This window comes from Pseudoalteromonas sp. 1_2015MBL_MicDiv (assembly GCF_002407505.1).
GTDB lineage: Bacteria > Pseudomonadota > Gammaproteobacteria > Enterobacterales > Alteromonadaceae > Pseudoalteromonas > Pseudoalteromonas fuliginea.
Map to the genome: position 1 here is coordinate 1,932,205 of NZ_CP012737.1, position 18,085 is coordinate 1,950,289.

The 18,085-nt window shown below is 38.3% G+C and carries 21 protein-coding genes; 10 read left to right on the forward strand and 11 right to left on the reverse strand.

Features of this window, described 5'->3' with window-relative positions; genetic code table 11:
* The first annotated feature begins 11 nt into the window (after nucleotides 1-11).
* The 5 genes from AOR04_RS08735 to AOR04_RS08750 all read left to right on the forward strand — a co-directional run bounded on the left by AOR04_RS08735 (nucleotide 12) and on the right by AOR04_RS08750 (nucleotide 3,809).
* Nucleotides 12-248, forward strand: a complete 237-nt coding sequence (locus AOR04_RS08735) for a hypothetical protein (protein ID WP_008136419.1) — start codon at nucleotides 12-14, stop codon at nucleotides 246-248.
* A 152-nt stretch (nucleotides 249-400) separates the two neighbouring features.
* Complete coding sequence (locus tag AOR04_RS08740; RefSeq protein ID WP_096793076.1) at nucleotides 401-1,060, forward strand: NADPH-dependent FMN reductase; 660 nt, start codon at nucleotides 401-403, stop codon at nucleotides 1,058-1,060.
* 45 nt (nucleotides 1,061-1,105) lie between these two features.
* Nucleotides 1,106-1,330: a hypothetical protein gene (locus AOR04_RS21840; RefSeq protein WP_232525526.1), complete on the forward strand. Its 225-nt coding sequence runs from the start codon at nucleotides 1,106-1,108 to the stop codon at nucleotides 1,328-1,330.
* A gap of 1 nt (nucleotide 1,331) precedes the next feature.
* Complete coding sequence (locus AOR04_RS21845; RefSeq protein ID WP_232525527.1) at nucleotides 1,332-1,526, forward strand: hypothetical protein; 195 nt, start codon at nucleotides 1,332-1,334, stop codon at nucleotides 1,524-1,526.
* Nucleotides 1,527-1,991: 465 nt separating this feature from the next.
* Nucleotides 1,992-3,809 (forward strand): protein kinase domain-containing protein, encoded by a 1,818-nt coding sequence (locus AOR04_RS08750; RefSeq protein ID WP_096793077.1) that lies wholly within the window; start codon nucleotides 1,992-1,994, stop codon nucleotides 3,807-3,809.
* Nucleotides 3,810-3,915: 106 nt separating this feature from the next.
* Here AOR04_RS08750 and AOR04_RS08755 read toward each other — a convergent pair whose 3' ends face one another.
* Both AOR04_RS08755 and AOR04_RS08760 read right to left on the reverse strand, forming a co-directional pair.
* Nucleotides 3,916-4,446, reverse strand: a complete 531-nt coding sequence (locus AOR04_RS08755; RefSeq protein ID WP_096793078.1) for a hypothetical protein — start codon at nucleotides 4,444-4,446, stop codon at nucleotides 3,916-3,918.
* Nucleotides 4,447-4,459: 13 nt separating this feature from the next.
* Complete coding sequence (locus AOR04_RS08760) at nucleotides 4,460-5,464, reverse strand: YHYH protein (RefSeq protein ID WP_096793079.1); 1,005 nt, start codon at nucleotides 5,462-5,464, stop codon at nucleotides 4,460-4,462.
* Between the two features lie 206 nt (nucleotides 5,465-5,670).
* Between AOR04_RS08760 and AOR04_RS08765 the strand changes: the two genes are divergently transcribed.
* A complete protein-coding gene (locus tag AOR04_RS08765) occupies nucleotides 5,671-6,102 on the forward strand; it encodes a DUF3859 domain-containing protein (protein ID WP_007377140.1) in 432 nt (143 codons plus the stop codon).
* A 98-nt stretch (nucleotides 6,103-6,200) separates the two neighbouring features.
* Here AOR04_RS08765 and AOR04_RS08770 read toward each other — a convergent pair whose 3' ends face one another.
* The 3 genes from AOR04_RS08770 to acuR all read right to left on the reverse strand — a co-directional run bounded on the left by AOR04_RS08770 (nucleotide 6,201) and on the right by acuR (nucleotide 8,367).
* The gene (locus AOR04_RS08770; protein WP_096793080.1) at nucleotides 6,201-6,617 is read right to left on the reverse strand and encodes a VF530 family DNA-binding protein; all 417 of its coding nucleotides are present in this window, start codon (nucleotides 6,615-6,617) and stop codon (nucleotides 6,201-6,203) included.
* Between the two features lie 72 nt (nucleotides 6,618-6,689).
* Nucleotides 6,690-7,682, reverse strand: a complete 993-nt coding sequence (gene acuI, locus AOR04_RS08775) for an acrylyl-CoA reductase (NADPH) (RefSeq protein WP_096793081.1) — start codon at nucleotides 7,680-7,682, stop codon at nucleotides 6,690-6,692.
* 49 nt (nucleotides 7,683-7,731) lie between these two features.
* Nucleotides 7,732-8,367, reverse strand: a complete 636-nt coding sequence (acuR, locus tag AOR04_RS08780) for an acrylate utilization transcriptional regulator AcuR (RefSeq protein WP_033029609.1) — start codon at nucleotides 8,365-8,367, stop codon at nucleotides 7,732-7,734.
* A 409-nt stretch (nucleotides 8,368-8,776) separates the two neighbouring features.
* On the opposite strand from acuR, the gene rmf reads away from it, so the two are divergent.
* A complete protein-coding gene (gene rmf / locus AOR04_RS08785; RefSeq protein WP_002960897.1) occupies nucleotides 8,777-8,947 on the forward strand; it encodes a ribosome modulation factor in 171 nt (56 codons plus the stop codon).
* 65 nt (nucleotides 8,948-9,012) lie between these two features.
* Here rmf and fabA read toward each other — a convergent pair whose 3' ends face one another.
* Nucleotides 9,013-9,528 (reverse strand): bifunctional 3-hydroxydecanoyl-ACP dehydratase/trans-2-decenoyl-ACP isomerase, encoded by a 516-nt coding sequence (gene fabA, locus AOR04_RS08790; RefSeq protein ID WP_002960896.1) that lies wholly within the window; start codon nucleotides 9,526-9,528, stop codon nucleotides 9,013-9,015.
* Between the two features lie 203 nt (nucleotides 9,529-9,731).
* Between fabA and AOR04_RS08795 the strand changes: the two genes are divergently transcribed.
* The 3 genes from AOR04_RS08795 to AOR04_RS08805 are packed head-to-tail and all read left to right on the forward strand — an operon-like array spanning nucleotide 9,732 to nucleotide 11,837.
* Nucleotides 9,732-10,589 carry a 6-carboxytetrahydropterin synthase gene (locus AOR04_RS08795; protein ID WP_096793082.1) on the forward strand — a complete coding sequence of 286 codons (858 nt, stop codon included), beginning with the start codon at nucleotides 9,732-9,734 and terminating at the stop codon, nucleotides 10,587-10,589.
* On the forward strand, nucleotides 10,582-11,400 hold the full coding sequence (locus tag AOR04_RS08800; protein ID WP_008136440.1) for a M23 family metallopeptidase: 819 nt from the start codon (nucleotides 10,582-10,584) through the stop codon (nucleotides 11,398-11,400). The genes AOR04_RS08795 and AOR04_RS08800 overlap by 8 nt, the downstream gene beginning before the upstream one ends.
* A gap of 5 nt (nucleotides 11,401-11,405) precedes the next feature.
* The gene (locus AOR04_RS08805) at nucleotides 11,406-11,837 is read left to right on the forward strand and encodes an acyl-CoA thioesterase (RefSeq protein ID WP_002960891.1); all 432 of its coding nucleotides are present in this window, start codon (nucleotides 11,406-11,408) and stop codon (nucleotides 11,835-11,837) included.
* Nucleotides 11,838-12,105: 268 nt separating this feature from the next.
* Here AOR04_RS08805 and AOR04_RS08810 read toward each other — a convergent pair whose 3' ends face one another.
* From AOR04_RS08810 to AOR04_RS08830, 5 genes are read right to left on the reverse strand one after another with little or no spacing between them, the layout of a single operon-like run.
* Entirely contained in the window at nucleotides 12,106-13,428 is a 1,323-nt protein-coding gene (locus AOR04_RS08810; RefSeq protein WP_096793083.1) for a Na+/H+ antiporter family protein, read from the reverse strand.
* A gap of 8 nt (nucleotides 13,429-13,436) precedes the next feature.
* The gene (locus AOR04_RS08815; protein WP_096793084.1) at nucleotides 13,437-15,407 is read right to left on the reverse strand and encodes a transglutaminase family protein; all 1,971 of its coding nucleotides are present in this window, start codon (nucleotides 15,405-15,407) and stop codon (nucleotides 13,437-13,439) included.
* Nucleotides 15,407-16,393, reverse strand: coding sequence for a DUF58 domain-containing protein (locus AOR04_RS08820; RefSeq protein ID WP_096793085.1), 987 nt, complete (start codon nucleotides 16,391-16,393; stop codon nucleotides 15,407-15,409). Before AOR04_RS08820 ends, AOR04_RS08815 begins: the two co-directional genes overlap by 1 nt.
* 6 nt (nucleotides 16,394-16,399) lie before the next feature.
* Complete coding sequence (locus tag AOR04_RS08825) at nucleotides 16,400-17,305, reverse strand: AAA family ATPase (RefSeq protein ID WP_076925994.1); 906 nt, start codon at nucleotides 17,303-17,305, stop codon at nucleotides 16,400-16,402.
* 13 nt (nucleotides 17,306-17,318) lie between these two features.
* A complete protein-coding gene (locus AOR04_RS08830) occupies nucleotides 17,319-17,702 on the reverse strand; it encodes a response regulator (RefSeq protein WP_096793086.1) in 384 nt (127 codons plus the stop codon).
* Nucleotides 17,703-18,085 lie beyond the last annotated feature (383 nt).

The window sequence follows — 18,085 nt, forward strand, 5'->3', positions numbered from 1 at the left end:
GGACATAGTTAATGAGTATTGCATTTGAGATTTTTATTTGGCTAATAGTTGATACTGGCTTGAGCTTTTTATTTTACTCGACCGGTTGGCTGTTATTAAAAGTGGTTACGTTTGGGCTGTATAAAAGCGAGTTTAAAGATTTTGCATCTTATAAAGCGAGTAAAGCTAGAAGAGTCGACTTAACCTTCCTACTCGGTTTTGGTTTTTATGTTGCACTGATTACCCTTATGGCTTACTTGACTCACTAGCTAGTTTTAATCCACAAAGATCGGTTACTAAAGCTCAGTTTTAAATTTAATTATTATTATGCTTTGAATCAATAAACAATGCGTATGTGTAATACACAATAACTAAAAAATGTTAGTGTTTAGCTATCGTTTAAAAAAGTTGAGAATTACATATGAAGTTTTTAGTATTTTTAGGCACAGTACGCGATAGCACTCCACCAGAACCAGCTCGCTTAGGCTTAAGGGTTTCTAGGACTTGTATAGAATGCTTAACAGAGCATTTTGGCAGTCATGAGTTTGAGCTAATTGATGCGTTGGACTTTCCTAGCGAAAACGTATTTAAACCATACTTTGCATACGCTAAAAGTAATGCACCTACAGAGCTCACTCTATTAGCTGATAAAATTAAAGCCGCAGATGGATATATAATGATTAGCCCTGAGTACAATCACAGCATGAGTCCAGCTCTCGCTGACTTACTTAATCATTTTGGTAGCTCACTATTTTCGTATAAACCAAGTGCAATAGTAACTTACTCAGCAGGGCAGTGGGGTGGCGTAAGAGCGGCCATTAGCATGCGCACGTTTTTATCTGAACTTGGCTGTTTGCCGGTATCGGCGATGATCCACGTGCCAAAAGCGCAAGATGTGTTTAGTGAGGATGGCAAACCTGTTGCAGGAGAGAGTCAATCATCGTGGTTTAATTATTTCTCACGCACGTTTGGCCAACTAATATGGTGGGCGCAGGCTGCTAAAGAGCATACCGAGGTGGTTGACCCACAAAGTTTGCTAAAAAGCTTTAAAACAGATCCTTCTCAGCGCAATGCGCCTTAATACCTGCTAACTAATTGTGTCTTGAAATATCTAGCCTTACTAAGTATGCTAACGCTTAGTGCATGTAGTTCTGTTCCCCATAAAATTGAAATGAGCCAAAGTACGGCTGCAAATATGAACCTTATCGCTTTTACTGAGCAAAGTGCACCGAAGGGTGTTGCTGGCACTTACCAGTTTCAAATTAAAGCGGCGGGAGCTCAGGGTCGTTGGTTATATTTAAATACCGAAATTGATTATCGCGCGTTCAATTACGGTATCAATACAGCCTAATGTGGTAGCAGAGCTTCAAAGTAAATACGGACAACCAGCAGACACCTTTTTTATTGATAAAACAATAGAAGTAACAGGCGAAGCTAAACGAGTAACTATCGATTTTACGAGCCGTGGTAGAGCCACTAATAAATATTATTATCAAACGCACATAGCTGTGTCATCTATTAAGCAGCTTCGTGTTATAGAAAGTTAGCAAAAAGCAATGGACTGTGTTTATATACAGTGCATTGTAAAAAGCTTACTTTGAGCTTTAACGTTTACACTTAAATTTACTGCTATGGCGCTACTTTAGCGCTGTTTTATTCAACGATTTCAAAACTCTTATTTAACCTATTGTAATTTCATTACATAAAACTAATAATTAGGGCGTGTTGATCTTTGGTGGGTGAATTTGCAGCAGTATGTTTGGTTTTTAGGCAAGGCGGAGCCTATGTAGTGTGGTTATTCCCCATGAATAGGCGATAACGCAGCATAAAGACCAAACATGCGCTGCCCTTTGGGTTCTTTCTAGGGACGATTAACTCTTTGTTGCTCGGTTTTTACTTAGCCCACTAGGTTACAAACCTCGCGCCGCGATTTAATCGCCCCTAGATTGAACAAATTTCAATCCACAAAGATCAACACGCCCTAGTTAGTTTTATAAATTTGAGTACCTGTATTGAAAGCCAAAGAAATCCGCAATTTTTATATCAACGAAGAGCAATCTGTTTATTTGCTTTCGCACCGCGATGCTAAAAAACACCGCCAGTGGCTTAATATTTGTATTAAGCAGCTAACACTGCTGGGCTACAAAAACGTTGAAATGATTGGCTCGGGTGCTTTTGGTTTTGTGTTTGCAGGTGATGACGATAACGGCTTACCTTGGGTATTTAAGTTTTCGCGTATTACACTTGCCCAAAGTGTACGCGACCGCCTAGAAGACGAAGCGTATATGCTTTCGCAAATTAATAACCCCTTAGTGCCTACCTTTTATGCGTTTGAGCGAATTAAAAAACAAGGGATTTTAATGATGGCGCGTGCCATTGGAGAGGACCTTGAAAAAGTATCGCTTAAAACAGGGCGCTTTAGTGCCGCGCAAATAATGGCGTTAGCTGTTAGATTACGTAATGTATTAATTGATTTACGTAGCCACAAAAATGGCGTTAGCCCACAACCTATAGTGCATGGCGATATAAAACCTTCAAACCTTGTTTGGGATGCAAACACTGATGCGCTGTCGTTAGTGGATTGGGGCAGCTCTGTGTATGCACAGCTCGATAGTGATGGTAACCCTGTTGCCAGTAACTTTATGGATTTAATGTCGGGTGATTTAAGCACAACGAATGCTCGTATGGGCGATGTATATTTTATTGGTGAAGCGCAAATGTCGGGGGAGCAATCATCCCCACGATTTGACGAACAAGGTGTAGCCGCTACGTTGTATGCGCTAGCGTCGGCGCAGTCGTGTCGCTTTGGTGCGCAAGCCATCCCTGCAAGCAGCTTAGGGCTGCCAAAAGAGCTGGCTAAAGTCATTGATGGTATGCTCTCTAAAAGTAAAGCCATACGCGATGGTGCTGGTGATTACTTTATGCGTAACATTACAACTATGGCCAAAATGTATTTACCTGAACTTGATAAAAAACAAAAAAAAGCAGATATCCCTTTTTGGTATGGCAACGACGAGCAGCCCGACACGGTGGTATATAGTTCACGAAAACAGTTTTTACGCCAGGCCGATCATAACCAGCAATTACTAGATATAAACGACGCGCAACTTGACCGCTATTATAAAGAGTTTTTGTTTGATACAGGCGATACCGAAAAAGCATTTTTGGCATCGATAAGCCGATTAGCTAAGTACCCTGTAGTAGGTGGGCTTAGTTTTCATTGGAAGGATGAGTCGATGTTTGTTGAATCGTCTTTAATTATGCATGACGAATCATTGGGTGATGCGTTTAGCGATGCGATTAATAACACGGTAATGCTTGCTCAAGCGATTAATCAAAAAGGGTTATTTAAGTGTTGTTTGTTTGATGCCCGTAAAACCATCCAGTTAGAGCGAGATGGCACCGGTGCATTTAAGTTTGATAGCCTACCAGAGCTTGAATACGAAGTTGTAAGCATGAAAGCAAACGACATAACCCGCCCGCATTCATACTTTGAAGACGGTAAAGATCCTGATGAGCAACTACAGCTACCTAAAAAAGTTATTAAATGCGTATTTGAGCTTAACCAAATTCATCATACTGGGTGTATTATTTTTGAAGCGCTGCCCGACAGAATGAAGATTCACCATTACTACCGCTTACTCGATTCGAGCAAAGAGATTGAGTTTAAACGTTTGCTAAATAAACTTATGCAATACGCGGTAAATATTACGGACGTGGGTGTTGCGGGCTTTATGAAGCTCCCATATAAAAACACCCGTGAGTTTAGTTTATGTGAGCAGAAACAAGATCATTACTTTCCTAAAAACCCCAAGCTTGTATCTTTATAGAAAGAACACTTCACTAAAGAGTGTTAAATAAGAAGACAAAGATAAAAAAGAGCACAAATTGGTTTAACTTGTACTCTTTGCCACTTAATTATTTAGGTAAGTATTACTAATTATTAAACACCTTACTAAAGGGCCACGTTGGTGATAGCTCAAATTGATGAGTTAGCTTTTGCGTTTTATTAGTCGCTGTAATTTGATAATGCTGCTTGTGCTCATTGTTACTAAATAGCTTAACGTTAAAGTTAACTTTGGTTAGTTTACTTGGCAAAGAGTAGCGCCCAGTAATGGTTACTTGGTCTATATTGTCGCTTTTATGTTTATGCGACGCTTCTGGGTTTAGCAAAAGTCCGTCAATAGTAAATTTATACTGATGATCCGCTAAATAAACGTTCTTTTTAACTCGTTTAGTTATTAGCTTTTTATGAGCGTTAAACTCAATTATTGACACTTTGCCATCCTTGTTTTCATCAACCCCTTTAAAAGCTGACATAGGGATTGAAAGCACAATAAACACGTTATTATCTACAAAGTTTAATGTTCCGTGTTCTGCAACCATTAAATGCGCGTTTGCTAAGGTTGGTGTGCTCAATAAACCTAACGTAACCATACTTAATAGACATTTTTTTATGTAAGGCATAGCTTACTCCTAACTAAACTTCGCCTTTAACGCAGCGTTGAAAAAACGGGTAAGTGTCTGTTGCGTAGTAGTGGTATATCCCATCAGGAAACTCAGGTGTTACGCCAACGCGGCCATTACATTCATCTAAATCACCAGAGCCTGCTACGTATTCCCAATCTTGTGCAAATGTACCTAATGGGTATATATCGGTAGAAGGGCGGTTTGCGCTTACAGATGTTATGTGTTGGTAGCTACCGGTCATTACGGTTAGCGCTGAAGTTGCATCATTTGAGTCTGAATAGCCGTAACGTGCATAAATAGGAAAGCCGTCTGCTGCCCAGCCTATTAGAGTCATAGTTGAGCTATTACCACCTCGCAGTATTACAAAGCCTTCAGGCATACCATGATAATGATATGTGCCATCGGGTTGTACGTGTGCATTGTTGTCGTCTGTTCCAAAACTAAACGTGTCTTGGCTTAAAGCTTCTATATTCCAATTACCGCTGTTGTCGCCTAAATCACAATCGGTGCCTGAATCATCGCAACTTCCGCCTGTGCCGGCGTCTATTTTAATGCCGTTAAGTACAACGCCTATCATTCCACGAGGCCCCCCAAGCATGGTTGCTTGTGTTGTTTCTACAGGCTCAAGTGTGTAGCTTTCATTTACTGATTGTTCAGAAATAGTATTTGGGTTATCGGCATTAGGGAATGTACCTACTTCGTGATCAGGTATGCCATTAGCGACTAAGTTGCGTGTAGTTCCTGTGCATGACCAATCTGCAGCGCTGGTGGCTTGTACTGATTCTGACTCGTTATATTCACTGTAGCTATATTCACAAAGCACGCCTTGGGTTGAGCTACTCGTACCTGTACCGTTATCTGAGGTGGTTGGTGATGAATCTGTAGTTGTTGAGGTATCAACTATGCCTTCTCCACCTCCACAAGCAACTAACGATGAAACAACTAGAGCCAAGGTGCTTAGCTTTATAGCATTTACCCGATTTGAGTTTTTAATATTAACTGCGTGTAGTTTCATTGCTGCATACCTGATCAATTAAGTTACTCAAACAATAATCAGCAATTGTGCAAATAGTGTGTAAACAATGATGACAAATTAGCAATGATGTAAATAGGCGAAGTATTAAAGCTAAGTTGAGATTTAACTTTATTGGATTGTGTTTTATTTTAAAATTTCAAAAAGTTAAACTAATGCAAAAATAGCTAATATAAAAGGTTACCTTAATGGCTAAAACAAAACCTGAAGTGACGTTACAAAGTCACGGTATTTACTCTAAGTGGGACAGCGAAAGTAAAGCATTGCCACAAATAGAGCAATTTACAACAAATGTAATAGCTGAGGTAGATGTTGAGTTTGGCTTAATCGTAAATATTAAAAAGGGTAAAGGCGAAAAGCTTCACTATTGTATATACCATCCAGATATTCCAGACAGTGAAGGTGATGTAATGGACCCCTTTGAAGGCGATGTATACGTTAAAAACAGTGATTGGAACTTTTATTTAGGCGACACGCTTTGGTTGCCAATAGAGAATAAATTGGGTGATTGGCGTATGACTATTGAGCTAAATGGGAAAATTATTGCTGATAAAACTTTTAAGGTGGCATTAGAGGCAGAGCGTACTGAAACAGATTTTTGGAAAAACCGAGGGTATTGATTTCTATTTGTTAGCTATATGGTGTGGATGTAATAAAAATTAATAAAAGAGAATTGTAGAGCCATTTAAAATAGCTCTACAAAATTAAATTAGCGTGTTTAGTTACCCCAAGGGTTACTAGAATTAGAGCGTCGTTTACGATCGCGAGCACGTTGCTTTGATGCTTTTTTTTCTATAATACGTTTAGCATCAACAAAACTAAGTTCACACGGCTCCCCCGGTTTATGATCAGCTGGGATCACGCGATCACGTGGCGGTAATTCGTATTGAACATCATCAGGCTTAGGTAAGTTTTTAAGGCGATAAAGGTAAAAGTTATCTACTTTTTCTTGTGCCCATTGTGTTTTACGTAAAAATTTAACCGCTGACTTTATATCAGGATTGTTTTTAAAGCAGTTAAGTTGTAAATAAGCGTGTAGGAGCTCCCACCCGTATTGTTCAACCAGCTCTTCAACCACTTGTTCTAATTTAACGCCTTGCAGTGGATTATTACTGAAAAGTTCTTGGTTGCTCATAGGTGTTGCCTCGTTATTAAAATACAAATTGCATTATAAATTTAATAACGAGGCTTTAACAGAGTAAATAGCTTAACTTTGACAATTAACTACAACACGACCGCGAATTTTGCCTTGCATAAGTAGCTCTGCGTTATCAATGGCGTGTTCTAGTGATATTTCTGTCGAAATTTTATCTAAATAATCAGCGTTTACTAATTTAGCTAAACGATCCCACGCTTCAATTCTGTCGGCTTTAGGGCGCATTACGCTATCAATGCCTATTAGTGACACACCACGTAATATAAATGGGGCAACTGAGGCAGGTAAATCCATGCCTTGAGCAAGTCCGCAGGCGGTTACTACACCCCCATACTTTAATGATGCACAAATATTAGCAAGTGTATGGCTACCTACTGAATCTATTGCCGCTGTAAAGCGCTCTTTTTGCAAAGGCTTACCAGGATTTGAAAGCTCGTTTCTGTCAATTACATGTTTAGCACCTAACTCTTTTAAATATTCACTTTGATCTAATCGACCCGTAGCTGCTGTTACGTTGTAGCCAAGCTGGTTTAATAAATAAATAGCAAAGCTGCCTACGCCACCATTGGCACCTGTTACCAGTATTTCGCCAGATTCAGGAGTTATCCCTTGTTTTTCAAGTGCTATAACACTTAGCATAGCGGTATAACCCGCAGTTCCTATTTGCATCGCTTGTTTTGGTGAAATACCTGCAGGCAAGGGGATTAGCCAATCGCTATTAAGTGCCGCTTTTTGAGCAAGCCCGCCCCAATGTTTTTCGCCTACACCAAAGCCATTTAATATTACGTTATCGCCATTTTTAAATTCATCGCTGGTGGAATTTGTAACCGTACCCACTAAATCGATACCTGGCACCATAGGAAAACTGCGTACAACGGGGCCTTTCCCCGTAATTGCTAAACCATCTTTATAGTTAAGTGTACTGTATAGCACGTCGATAGAGACGTTTTCGTTTGGTAAATCACTACTTTCGATAGTCGATAATGAGGCGCTGTAGTTATTATCTTCTTTATTAATAACAATGGCTTTAATTGGGTTACTCATGGGATATCCTTTTAGACCGATCGTCTTTTAATTGATAAATAAAAACGCATTAGGTTAATAATGCGCGTAAAAACATTTCTGTATATAAAGTAAGTGGGGTATTTGATTTTGTGAGCTTGGCGCGCATAACAGCGCCTTCCCAACCAATCCAAAAGTACTCACTCATCAGTTTTGTATTTACATGGCTTGCAATTGTGCCTTGTTGTTTAGCTTGATTTAAGCAAACCTCTACCTGGTTTTGCCAAGCAGTGTAGCTTTGCATTAACCTGATTTTAAACTCTTCACTTAAATGGTTAAGCTCTTGATTTAAGTTACCCACTAAACACCCACGTTTGTAATCGTATTTTTTCATCCCTTTAATTGCGCTTTGGGTAAAATTAACGATTCGTTCAAGTGGGGGAACATCTTCTTGCTGTAGGTAATGGGTAAGCTTGGCAATAAAATAACTGTCGTATGCATCAACTAGAGCAATGCCGTAGGCTTCTTTACTTTTAAAGTAATGATAAAAAGAGCCTTTAGGCACAGCCGCTTTTTTTAAAATAGTATCGAGCCCCGTGGCGCTAAAGCCAAATTCAGTTAATGTTTCGAGGCCCGTGCGAATAAGTAACGCTTTGGTATCGGCGTTCTCTCTGGCTATTTTAGGTGGGCGACCACGGCGTATTGGTGTTGATGTATTTTTGTTCATGCACACATATTAGACCGGTCGACTTTAAATAATCAAGTATAAATTCAAATTGTTTAAAAATACTTCAAGTTAGGGGCGGGCTACTAATTTAAGATTAATGAAATAAAAGTGTCACGATTACATTTTTGTTTGGAACTTAGTCAATATTAGTCGGTCACAAATAAAGCACATAAGTGCTTTTTAGCGATTATTGAGTCGCATTTTATTTAGCATAAAACCGGTCAAATTAAATGTTGTATGACCACTTACTTTTTTAAATGTTAATTCATTTTTGCATCAGCAGCTTAGTTAAAGTCAAACAATTTAATTGCTTTTACGATTTGAATTTTACATTTTTATTAACTATTCATTAAATGTAGATTTCACTAATGCTACACAATATATAAATAAAAAGGTGAGGATATTACCGATGAAGAGACAGAAAAGAGATCGTTTAGAAAGAGCTCATTCTCAAGGTTTTAAAGCAGGTTTAGCAGGTCGCTCAAAAGAGCTATGCCCTTATCAACAAGTAGATCCCAAATCAGAGTGGTTAGGAGGTTGGCGTGAAGCGATTGAAAACCGCAACATGTACAAAACCTAAAATCAATAATCGAATTTAAGCAAAAAGGCCTCCACGTTGGAGGCCTTTTTGTACGCATTTAAAAATTAAAACGCGCTAGTGTCTTGGAACAAGCCCACTTTTAAATCTTTTGCTTCGTAAATTACTCGGCCATCAACTTCTACAGTGCCATCTGCAACACCCATGAACAATTTACGTTTAATTACGCGTTTCATTACAAGGCGGTAAGTTACTTTTTTATTAGTTGGTAAAATTTGGCCAGTAAATTTAACTTCACCCACACCTAGCGCACGACCAAGACCAGGGCCACCAGACCAACCTAAGTAAAAACCAACTAGTTGCCACATAGCATCTAAGCCTAAACAACCTGGCATTACTGGGTCGCCTTTAAAATGACAATCGAAAAACCAAAGGCTAGGGTCAATATCAAGCTCAGCAACAATTTCGCCTTTACCATGAATTCCGCCATCAGCAGTAATAGAGGTAATGCGATCCATCATTAACATGTTGTCACTTGGTAAACGGCAGTTACCTTCACCAAACATTTCACCTTGACCACACAGGATCAACTCTTCTTTTGTATAGCTATTTTTAGGTTCCATAACACTTATCTTCGCTTAGAAATTGCCAAGTACTTTAGCGTACACTTGTACGCTAAACAACTCGGAGCAGTTAAAAAATCAAAATATTGAATATTAAATCATCAATCAATCAACGCGATTGGTTTTTGCACTATAAAACCGCGCAATTACAATCAGAAATCATTATAATTAACGCTGTCTTATAACAAGTCTAAAGGAAGTTTATGATCCTTTTTGTTAACTCACTAACTGTGATTGATTTTTCTTACTTATGTAACAAACGCGGCGCCGTTGGCGAGAGCTGGATTGTTGATTTAACTTTGCACGGTAAACTTAACGAAGAGTCTATGGTTTTAGACTTTGGTTTAGTTAAAAAGCAAATTAAAGGCATTATAGATGAGTGTATTGATCACCGTTTAGCAATTCCTACAGGGCTTAATGGCACTGTATCTGAATTTGACGAGCATAAAACACTCGACTGTACATTTGGTGAAAATAATCACTTAGCTATGAGCGCTCCTCATCAAGCTTATTGCATGATTAACGCAGGCGAAGTAACTGTTGAATCGGTTACCGAATTTTTAATTGCGACTATTTTACCGAAGCTACCAGATAACATTGAAAAAATTGAGCTGTCTCTTAAGCCTGAACACAGCCAAAGTTTTTACTATCATTATAGCCATGGCCTTAAAAAACATGACGGTAATTGCCAGCGTATTATTCATGGGCATCGTTCTCAAATTGGTATTAGCCTAGATGGTATCTCTATGCCGCGCTTGCAAAAAGAATGGTCTCAAAAGTGGGAAGATATTTACTTAGCCACCAGTGAAGATCAAATTAATGCAGCTGATTTAAAACACATACCAGCCAAAGCGGGTGACGTATGTTTTGCTTATACATCGGCACAAGGCTATTTTGAAATGGCTATTAGCGAGTCTCGTTGCGACATTTTGCCAGTAGATACTACTGTAGAATGTATTGCAGAACATGTAGCTGGCCAAATTAAAGCCCAATACCCAGAAAAAGCAGTGAAAGTAACGGCTTATGAAGGTGTTGGAAAAGGATCGATTAGTTATGTTTAAAACACTTTTAGCAACAGCGCTTGTTGCCTCTGCTAGCTTTAGTGCTATGGCGCTTGAGTTAAAAGGACATTTAACACAAGGCGGTTTAGTTACAGGAAAGCTAGAAAACGCTAAATCAGTAAGCTTAGATGGCAAAAGCTTAAAACTTTCGCAAAATGGTGACTTTGTATTTGGTTTTGGTCGTGACGCTGAAACTACTCATACTTTAAAATGGGTAGATAACAATGGTAAATCGCATTCACAGCCAATAGCTATCACTAAGCGCGAATATAAAATTGATAAAATTACCGGCGTAGCTAAAAAATATGTATCTCCACCAAAAGAAGTTAGTGCGCGTATAAGCCGCGAAGCAGTTGCTGTGCGAAAAGCCAGAGAAGTAGAGTCTGATTTATTGTACTTTTTAGATCCTGTTTTAAAGCCTGCAGAAGGGCGCATATCGGGTGTTTATGGTAGTCAGCGCTATTTTAATGGCGAGCCTCGTCGTCCGCACTTTGGCTTAGATATTGCGAATAAAACAGGCTCACCTGTTTACGCGCCTATTAGTGGTACCGTGGTATTTGCTGAACCTGATTTATACTACTCAGGCGGAACATTAATTATTGATCATGGCCATGGTATTACCTCAACTTACATTCACTTAAGTAAGCTTGATGTAAAAGTGGGTGATAAAATTGAGCAAGGTAACAAAGTGGCTGAAATTGGTGCAACAGGGCGTGTAACGGGTCCTCACCTAGATTGGCGTTTTAACTGGAAAGGCGAACGCCTTGATCCTGCATTACTAATGCAAGATACATTAGCAAACAAAAAGTAGAGATTATGACTGACGTAAATCGCGATGCAATAATTGCTCAGCGTATTGAAGACTCAACCACATCGGTAACTAAAACCGTGTTTCCAGGGCGTACTAATCATCACAATACTTTATTTGGTGGTGATGCACTGGCGTGGATGGATGAAGTGGCATTTATAGCAGCGACTCGTTTTTGTCGTAAGCCTTTGGTAACTATATCTTCTGATAGAGTTGACTTTAAAGAAGCCATACCAGCAGGTACTTTTGCAGAGTTAATAGCTAAAGTAGTGCATGTAGGTAACACCAGCTTAAAAGTTGACGTAGATATATTATTAGAAACCATGCACAAAGACGATAAGCATTCAGCCATTAGTGGCAGCTTTACGTTTGTAGCAGTTGATGATAACCACAGACCGACTCCGGTAGTATGCGACAAAATGATTTATGGTTTTGATTAACTTAAAGCTTTGAATATGCGCTAAAGTAAATTTATATAAGCACCTTAATTGGTGCTTATATAAACCCCTTAAAAGAACACATCATACTAGGTGTTCATTAAATATAACCTCAACAACAGAGTTAGTATTAACTAAAAAGTAATAATACAAGGGGGATTGATAGGGGTGAGAGTTGTTGGGTTTGGATACTAAAAAGGTATGCTTTTAACATACCTTTTTGGTTATATTTAGCTTTTAATTACATTTATTAAACTTACATAAATACTTTTTAAAGTACCATTGCTGCAATCCAGCCAAATATCAGCAGCGGAATGTTAAAGTGAATAAACGTTGGAATAACAGAATCTCTAATGTGGTCGTGCTGGCCATCGGCATTTAAACCCGATGTTGGGCCAAGCGTTGAGTCTGAAGCAGGGGAGCCTGCATCACCTAGAGCGCCCGCAGTACCAACAAGCGCAGCGGTAGCCATAACAGAAAACCCAAGGTCTAAACATAAAGGAACAAACAAAGTTGCAATAATAGGCACTGTTGAAAACGAACTGCCAATTCCCATTGTAATTAATAACCCGACTAACAAAATAACACCGGCGGCCAAAGGTTTATTACCATCAAAAAGGGCGGCTGCGCTGTGTACTAAGCTTGCTACATCGCCAGTGGCTTGCATAACCGATGCAAAACCTTGTGCCGATATCATTATAAAGCCAATCATGGCCATCATCGCAACGCCTTTACTAAATACGTCGCCGTTTTCTTCCCACTTAACTACACCAAAAACACTAAATATCATTACACCTACTAAGCCACCTAAAATCATTGAGCCACTTAGGTTTTGTGCAAGAAGTGAGGCAAGTACTGCAAAAAGCCCCACAATCATTACTTTTTTAGGGTTTTCTACCTCAGCAGATTTACTCACAGTTGTTAATGGAAGCTCGGTGTATTCGCGGCGTTTTTTGTAAGTAATAAATACCGCAATAAGCAATCCAATAAACATACCTAATGCAGGAATTATCATCGCCACAGGGACTTGGGTATTTACAATGTCTAGGCCGTTATCAACTAGGTTTTTGTGCAAAATCGAATATAAGTAAATACCCCCAAAACCATAAGGAAGCACCATGTAAGACGTTGCTAATCCAAATGTTAAAATACACGCTATAGCACGCCTGTCTAATCTTAACTGATTAAAAACAACAAGTAACGGCGGGATCAAAATAGGAATAAACGCTATGTGTACAGGGACTAAGTTTTGCGAAGAAATTGCACAACCTAAAATAATTAATAAAATGAAGTAACTTAAAAATGTTTCATTACCGCTGCCTTTTGCATTTACTTTAGCAAGTAGCTTATCAGCGAGAATGCGTGTTAAACCCGACTTAGAAATAGCAACGGCAAACGCGCCGAGCATAGCATAACTTAGTGCAATTTCAGCTCCAGCTGAAAGGCCAGAATTAAACGCATCAACACTTTCTTTTATGCCCAAGCCTGCAGTAAGACCTGCAACTAACGCGCTTATGATCATGGCAACAATGACGTTAACGCGAGCCAGAGATAGCCCGAGCATTAAAATAACGCCTATAACAACAGCATTCATAGTATTCTCTATTTGGAAATTTTAATTAATTTTATCAGATCTTTAGCCTGAGTTTTACGCTCTTTCGTAAAAGGTTTTTTACCATAGCGTACTTGGCTAAATAACTGCCTAAAAGTGTTTATAGATTGTGCAGAATGAGGAAGTTGACCAGCAAAAAAGTCTAACTGCTGACTTGGTGTTAAATTATTGGGGATATTTATTTTTTGTTTTTTAGCCCATGCTTTTACTTCATAAAACTCTTTAACCATAGGCGCTAATTTAGCTGGGCGTTTTGGTAAGTTTAAATAAATAAAATAACCTATAAAACAAAAACCAGCTGTTAGTAAAACCATTAATGTTACAAGCCAAATGTTTTTACTACCAAAAATTGATTTTAAAAAATCATTTTGTTTTTCTTCGTCAAAACCAAGTACCCAGCTAGACCATTGATAATCGAGATTTTCAAGTTCCAACCTTAACCAATTAATAGCGGGGAAACTACTTAAACTCACTAAACCAAAATCAAGGTTACTTTTAAATTCGTCATTCAGCTCTTCGTTTTGCGAAAGTGAGCCATTTAAACGCTCAGGTGCTACAACAGCGGTTGCATCAAAAATAACCCAACCTTCGTTTTGTATATATACTTCTACCCATGCATGTGCGTCGTACTGGCGAACAGTGAGCGTATTATTATCTTGATTTAATTCACCACCTAAATAGCCACTTACTAGTCGAGCGGGTATACCTGCGGTTCTAAAAATGTACGCAGCGGCACTGGCATAGTGGCCACAAAAGCCACGTTGGTTTTCAAATAAAAATTGGTCAATTGTATTATCACCGCTCATAGGCGTGGGTGTTAACGTGTAACTAAATCTCGTACCTGCAAAGTACTGTAATAAGCTATTGTAAAAATCGCGGTCAGAGTGTGTATTTTGCTTTAAGTTTTTAGCAAGTAATGATGTTTTTACATTCTTTTTATAAGCGAGGTATTTGTAGCGTTTTTCTTCAAATTCGCCAAGCGGTAAAGTTGTGAAGTTAAAGCTATTTACATCGTATTGTAAGCTTTTAGCTTGGCGACTTTTTTTACGCAATAAACCTAGCGAATTACCTTCAACATTTGGTGAGTTACTACTGGAATACGCTAAACCATAGAGCCATTTTTGTGTAGCAGGCTCTGTAATAACTGAGTAGCTTGCAATAAGTTGCTCATCATTTTCGCTCTGCGTATTTGTTTTTACATTATTATATTTTAAAAAGTCAGACGTAAGCCACGCATTACCATTAAATTCATCATGAACTATTGCTCGCCAATAATAAGGCGCTACAGGTTTTTCTTCGTTAAATTTAGCTCTAAACACAAGTTCATCTGAGTTTGAAAGCTTTGCAATATCGAATGGATCGACCTGTTCAGAAAGCCCTGTTTTAGCAAGCTTAGGCCCAGGAAGCTGCCAAAAGGCGGGCATTTTTGGTAAAAAAAGCAGTAAAAATATAGCTAAAGGAAGCGCTAAAAGTAGCAATTTACCACTTTGCTTAGAGGCTATTTTTAAATTATGTTTGGACTCGAGTAGGCCAAGTACTGCAAAGTTTAATATGTATAAACTACTAACAGTTAAAGTCGTTAAAATGCTTTGGTTAAATAAATACACAGATGAGAGTGAAAAAAACGTAAGCGTTGTAATTACATGATAGTGTTTTTTGGTTTTAGCCTGTAGCAGCTTAAATAAACTAGCAAGTAGCAGCATGGCCACAAATAAAATAACCGTATCCGACATGCCTACTGTGTAGAGCATTAAACCTAGTGACACACCTGCGAGTATATTTGCCAGCCAAGCATTTGGCTTTGGTTTATTACTTAGCGTTATGTAAAAGTTCCATGCACAAATAAGTGTAAGTACACCAACAAAAACAAGCGGTAAATGTGATACAAAAAATACAATCAAACATGCATATATAAAAGACAGCGAATAATTTATTACTTTTTCGTTTTTAAGTATGTCCATTACACATCACCATTAAATGAGCATAATAATTCTAAGCATTGCTGCTTATGATGCTGTCCGGTATTTGTATTTATTGTTTTATTCGGTAGCTTTAACATAAAAGGGGTGTTTTTCTCGGTTGCTTCACACACTAAAAAGCATAACTGACTTAAGCGCTGCTCTGTATCTCCATTCATTAACGTAAAATCGAGAAGCGCATTCGCTGTTTTAAAGTCTACAAACTCTTTAACTAACAACTGCTGAGTTTTTGCGTAATGTTTCCACGACACTCTTTGCAACCCCATTTCAGGTAAATGTGGGATAAGAGACTCAAACTCTTCGCTACCAGATTGTGTAGAAATACCTTTATCGGCTTGCTCATCAAGCATCGAAACATGCGCATCACAGTGAACCTGTTCAAGTGACGGGTACACAAATACTTCTTCTTGTAATTGAATGTAGCTCCAAACAGTTATCAAACCAAAGGGATAGTTACTCGCTATTTTAACACGTTGCACTGAGTACTTACCGCGTGAGCTGTAGGGTAAGTTGAGTGTGAGTACCTGAGGTTTACTATCAACTTGGCCGGTATGTTTGTGAGTTTGCTCACTACCTTGATATGTTAAATTAATAGATTGGGTTACTGAAGGGCTTTGTAATTCAAATACAATACTCGGTTTTTGAGGAGCGTAGCTGTTAAATGCATCTTTAAATTTAACTGTTAAGCCTTTAGCGTTACTGTAGCCCATTAATACAGCAATAATCATTACCACAAACATAAGATAAGACATTATTAAAATTAAATTATTTTGATAATTAATGCCCATCACAAAGTTTAAAATAGCTACAACTATAAAGTACCAACCAAGGGATGATGGCAATACATAAATTGTTCTGTGTTCAAGTGTAATTGAGTTTTTTAAATGCTTATTTTTTAATAACTTATTAAATAAGCTTTGCTTAAATGACTTAAAGAAAGAAGGGCGCTTAGCTGTTTTTTTTGGCATAAAAGCTTATACCGGAACTAAAACGTTTTTTAAAATATCATTTACCTGCGCCTCACCCGACTCATTATGTAAACCTAATCGATGCTGACACACACTTGAAAATACGGCTTGAACATCCTCTGGCATTACAAAGTCACGGCCATCAATAAAGGCCCACGACCTAGCCGCTTTAGCGAGAGCCATACTGGCACGAGGTGATAACGATGCTGCAAACGCATTGCTTGTGCGTGTGTAATTAACGAGTTCAATAACGTAGTCAACTACTGGACTACTTAAAGTAATTTGGCTTATCTGGGTTTGAATTGCCGCTAACTCTTGTTGGTTAATACGCTGTGGTAATTGGCTATAATCTCGTTTTTGCATATTCAAAATTAAGCGTTTTTCGGCATCTTTAGGAGGAAACCCCAAGCTTATGCGCATTAAAAAACGGTCTAATTGCGACTCAGGTAACGGATAAGTACCCGATTGATACAGCGGGTTTTGTGTTGCGATAACAAAAAATGGATTTGGCAGCGTATATTTTTTTCCATCTACTGTTACTTGTTGCTCTTCCATTGCTTCAAGCAACGCACTTTGTGTTTTGGGGCCTGCGCGGTTTATTTCATCTGCTAAAACTACTTGGCTAAAAATAGGGCCTTTATGAAACGTAAAGCTATGCTCGGTAGAGTTAAATACATTAGTCCCAAGAATATCAGCAGGAAGAAGATCACTAGTAAATTGTATACGTTGATATGATAAACCTAATACTGCTGACAATGCATGAGAGAGAGTGGTTTTTCCCATACCAGGCAAATCTTCAATGAGTAAATGCCCTTCGCTAAATAAGCATGTAAGTGCCAGTTTTATTTGCTGTTGTTTACCAAATATAACAGTCGAAAGATCTTCTATAATCGCAGTAACAGTACTATGCATGCTAACCTTATTATTATTCTATTATTTCAAGACGCTTCATTACAGTGTCGACTTTTTTTGTGTTAAAGGGTTTTGCAATAAAGCCTTTAGCACCCATTTCCCACGTGTTTTGTACGTTTTCGAGACTATTGTGGCCCGAACACATAACAACATGAGTGTGTGGGTAAGCACTATTAATGTATTCCAATATCTCTTCACCGTTAGAGTCAGGTAAATCGACATCTACAAATATTACGCCTGGCGGTTTATTGTCCATAATAGGTTTAGCAGAGCTAAAATCAGCGCTTTCTAATATATCTTCAAACCCTAAGTCAGTTAAAATTTGGTTTAGATAATCACGAATTTCCTTAACGTCATCAATAATGAGGATGGGCTCTAGCGGGCGAACAAATTCCATATGTAGGTTACTTCTATTTTGAATACATCTAAGTGCTTTAATACTAAGCTAACCCCATCATAAGCTCAAGAACGTTACTTAAAAAACACTAATAAATAAACTGTTTATAGGTTTGCCCAACAGCCTATTTTTAAAGAATTACCTGCTTTTATATCTTCTACTAACTTATATATACATTAATTGTATTGAACAATAATGACGCATCTACAATAAATTCGTTAACCCAACACCTTATTTCCTCAAAGTTTGATGTAACAAATTTGCTACTTAACTTATTGATTCAAAAATATTTACATATAAATTCGATTTTTTGTAAACGTTTTGTAATAAAAAATCGTTGACCTTCCAAATTCATTCTGTGATTATGCTCATCAGATGGGCTT

Bases quoted from the DNA above. Each gene is read 5' to 3' on its own strand.
- AOR04_RS08755 (WP_096793078.1), bottom strand. From the start codon at position 4,446: ATGCCTTACATAAAAAAATGTCTATTAAGTATGGTTACGTTAGGTTTA.
- AOR04_RS08795 (WP_096793082.1), top strand. From the start codon at position 9,732: ATGATCCTTTTTGTTAACTCACTAACTGTGATTGATTTTTCTTACTTA.
- AOR04_RS08810 (WP_096793083.1), bottom strand. From the start codon at position 13,428: ATGAATGCTGTTGTTATAGGCGTTATTTTAATGCTCGGGCTATCTCTG.
- AOR04_RS08735 (WP_008136419.1), top strand. From the start codon at position 12: ATGAGTATTGCATTTGAGATTTTTATTTGGCTAATAGTTGATACTGGC.
- AOR04_RS08830 (WP_096793086.1), bottom strand. From the start codon at position 17,702: ATGGAATTTGTTCGCCCGCTAGAGCCCATCCTCATTATTGATGACGTT.
- AOR04_RS08740 (WP_096793076.1), top strand. From the start codon at position 401: ATGAAGTTTTTAGTATTTTTAGGCACAGTACGCGATAGCACTCCACCA.
- rmf (WP_002960897.1), top strand. From the start codon at position 8,777: ATGAAGAGACAGAAAAGAGATCGTTTAGAAAGAGCTCATTCTCAAGGT.
- AOR04_RS08765 (WP_007377140.1), top strand. From the start codon at position 5,671: ATGGCTAAAACAAAACCTGAAGTGACGTTACAAAGTCACGGTATTTAC.
- AOR04_RS21840 (WP_232525526.1), top strand. From the start codon at position 1,106: ATGCTAACGCTTAGTGCATGTAGTTCTGTTCCCCATAAAATTGAAATG.
- AOR04_RS08805 (WP_002960891.1), top strand. From the start codon at position 11,406: ATGACTGACGTAAATCGCGATGCAATAATTGCTCAGCGTATTGAAGAC.
- acuR (WP_033029609.1), bottom strand. From the start codon at position 8,367: ATGAACAAAAATACATCAACACCAATACGCCGTGGTCGCCCACCTAAA.
- AOR04_RS08770 (WP_096793080.1), bottom strand. From the start codon at position 6,617: ATGAGCAACCAAGAACTTTTCAGTAATAATCCACTGCAAGGCGTTAAA.
- AOR04_RS08820 (WP_096793085.1), bottom strand. From the start codon at position 16,393: ATGCCAAAAAAAACAGCTAAGCGCCCTTCTTTCTTTAAGTCATTTAAG.
- fabA (WP_002960896.1), bottom strand. From the start codon at position 9,528: ATGGAACCTAAAAATAGCTATACAAAAGAAGAGTTGATCCTGTGTGGT.
- acuI (WP_096793081.1), bottom strand. From the start codon at position 7,682: ATGAGTAACCCAATTAAAGCCATTGTTATTAATAAAGAAGATAATAAC.
- AOR04_RS08825 (WP_076925994.1), bottom strand. From the start codon at position 17,305: ATGCATAGTACTGTTACTGCGATTATAGAAGATCTTTCGACTGTTATA.
- AOR04_RS08800 (WP_008136440.1), top strand. From the start codon at position 10,582: ATGTTTAAAACACTTTTAGCAACAGCGCTTGTTGCCTCTGCTAGCTTT.
- AOR04_RS08760 (WP_096793079.1), bottom strand. From the start codon at position 5,464: ATGAAACTACACGCAGTTAATATTAAAAACTCAAATCGGGTAAATGCT.
- AOR04_RS08815 (WP_096793084.1), bottom strand. From the start codon at position 15,407: ATGGACATACTTAAAAACGAAAAAGTAATAAATTATTCGCTGTCTTTT.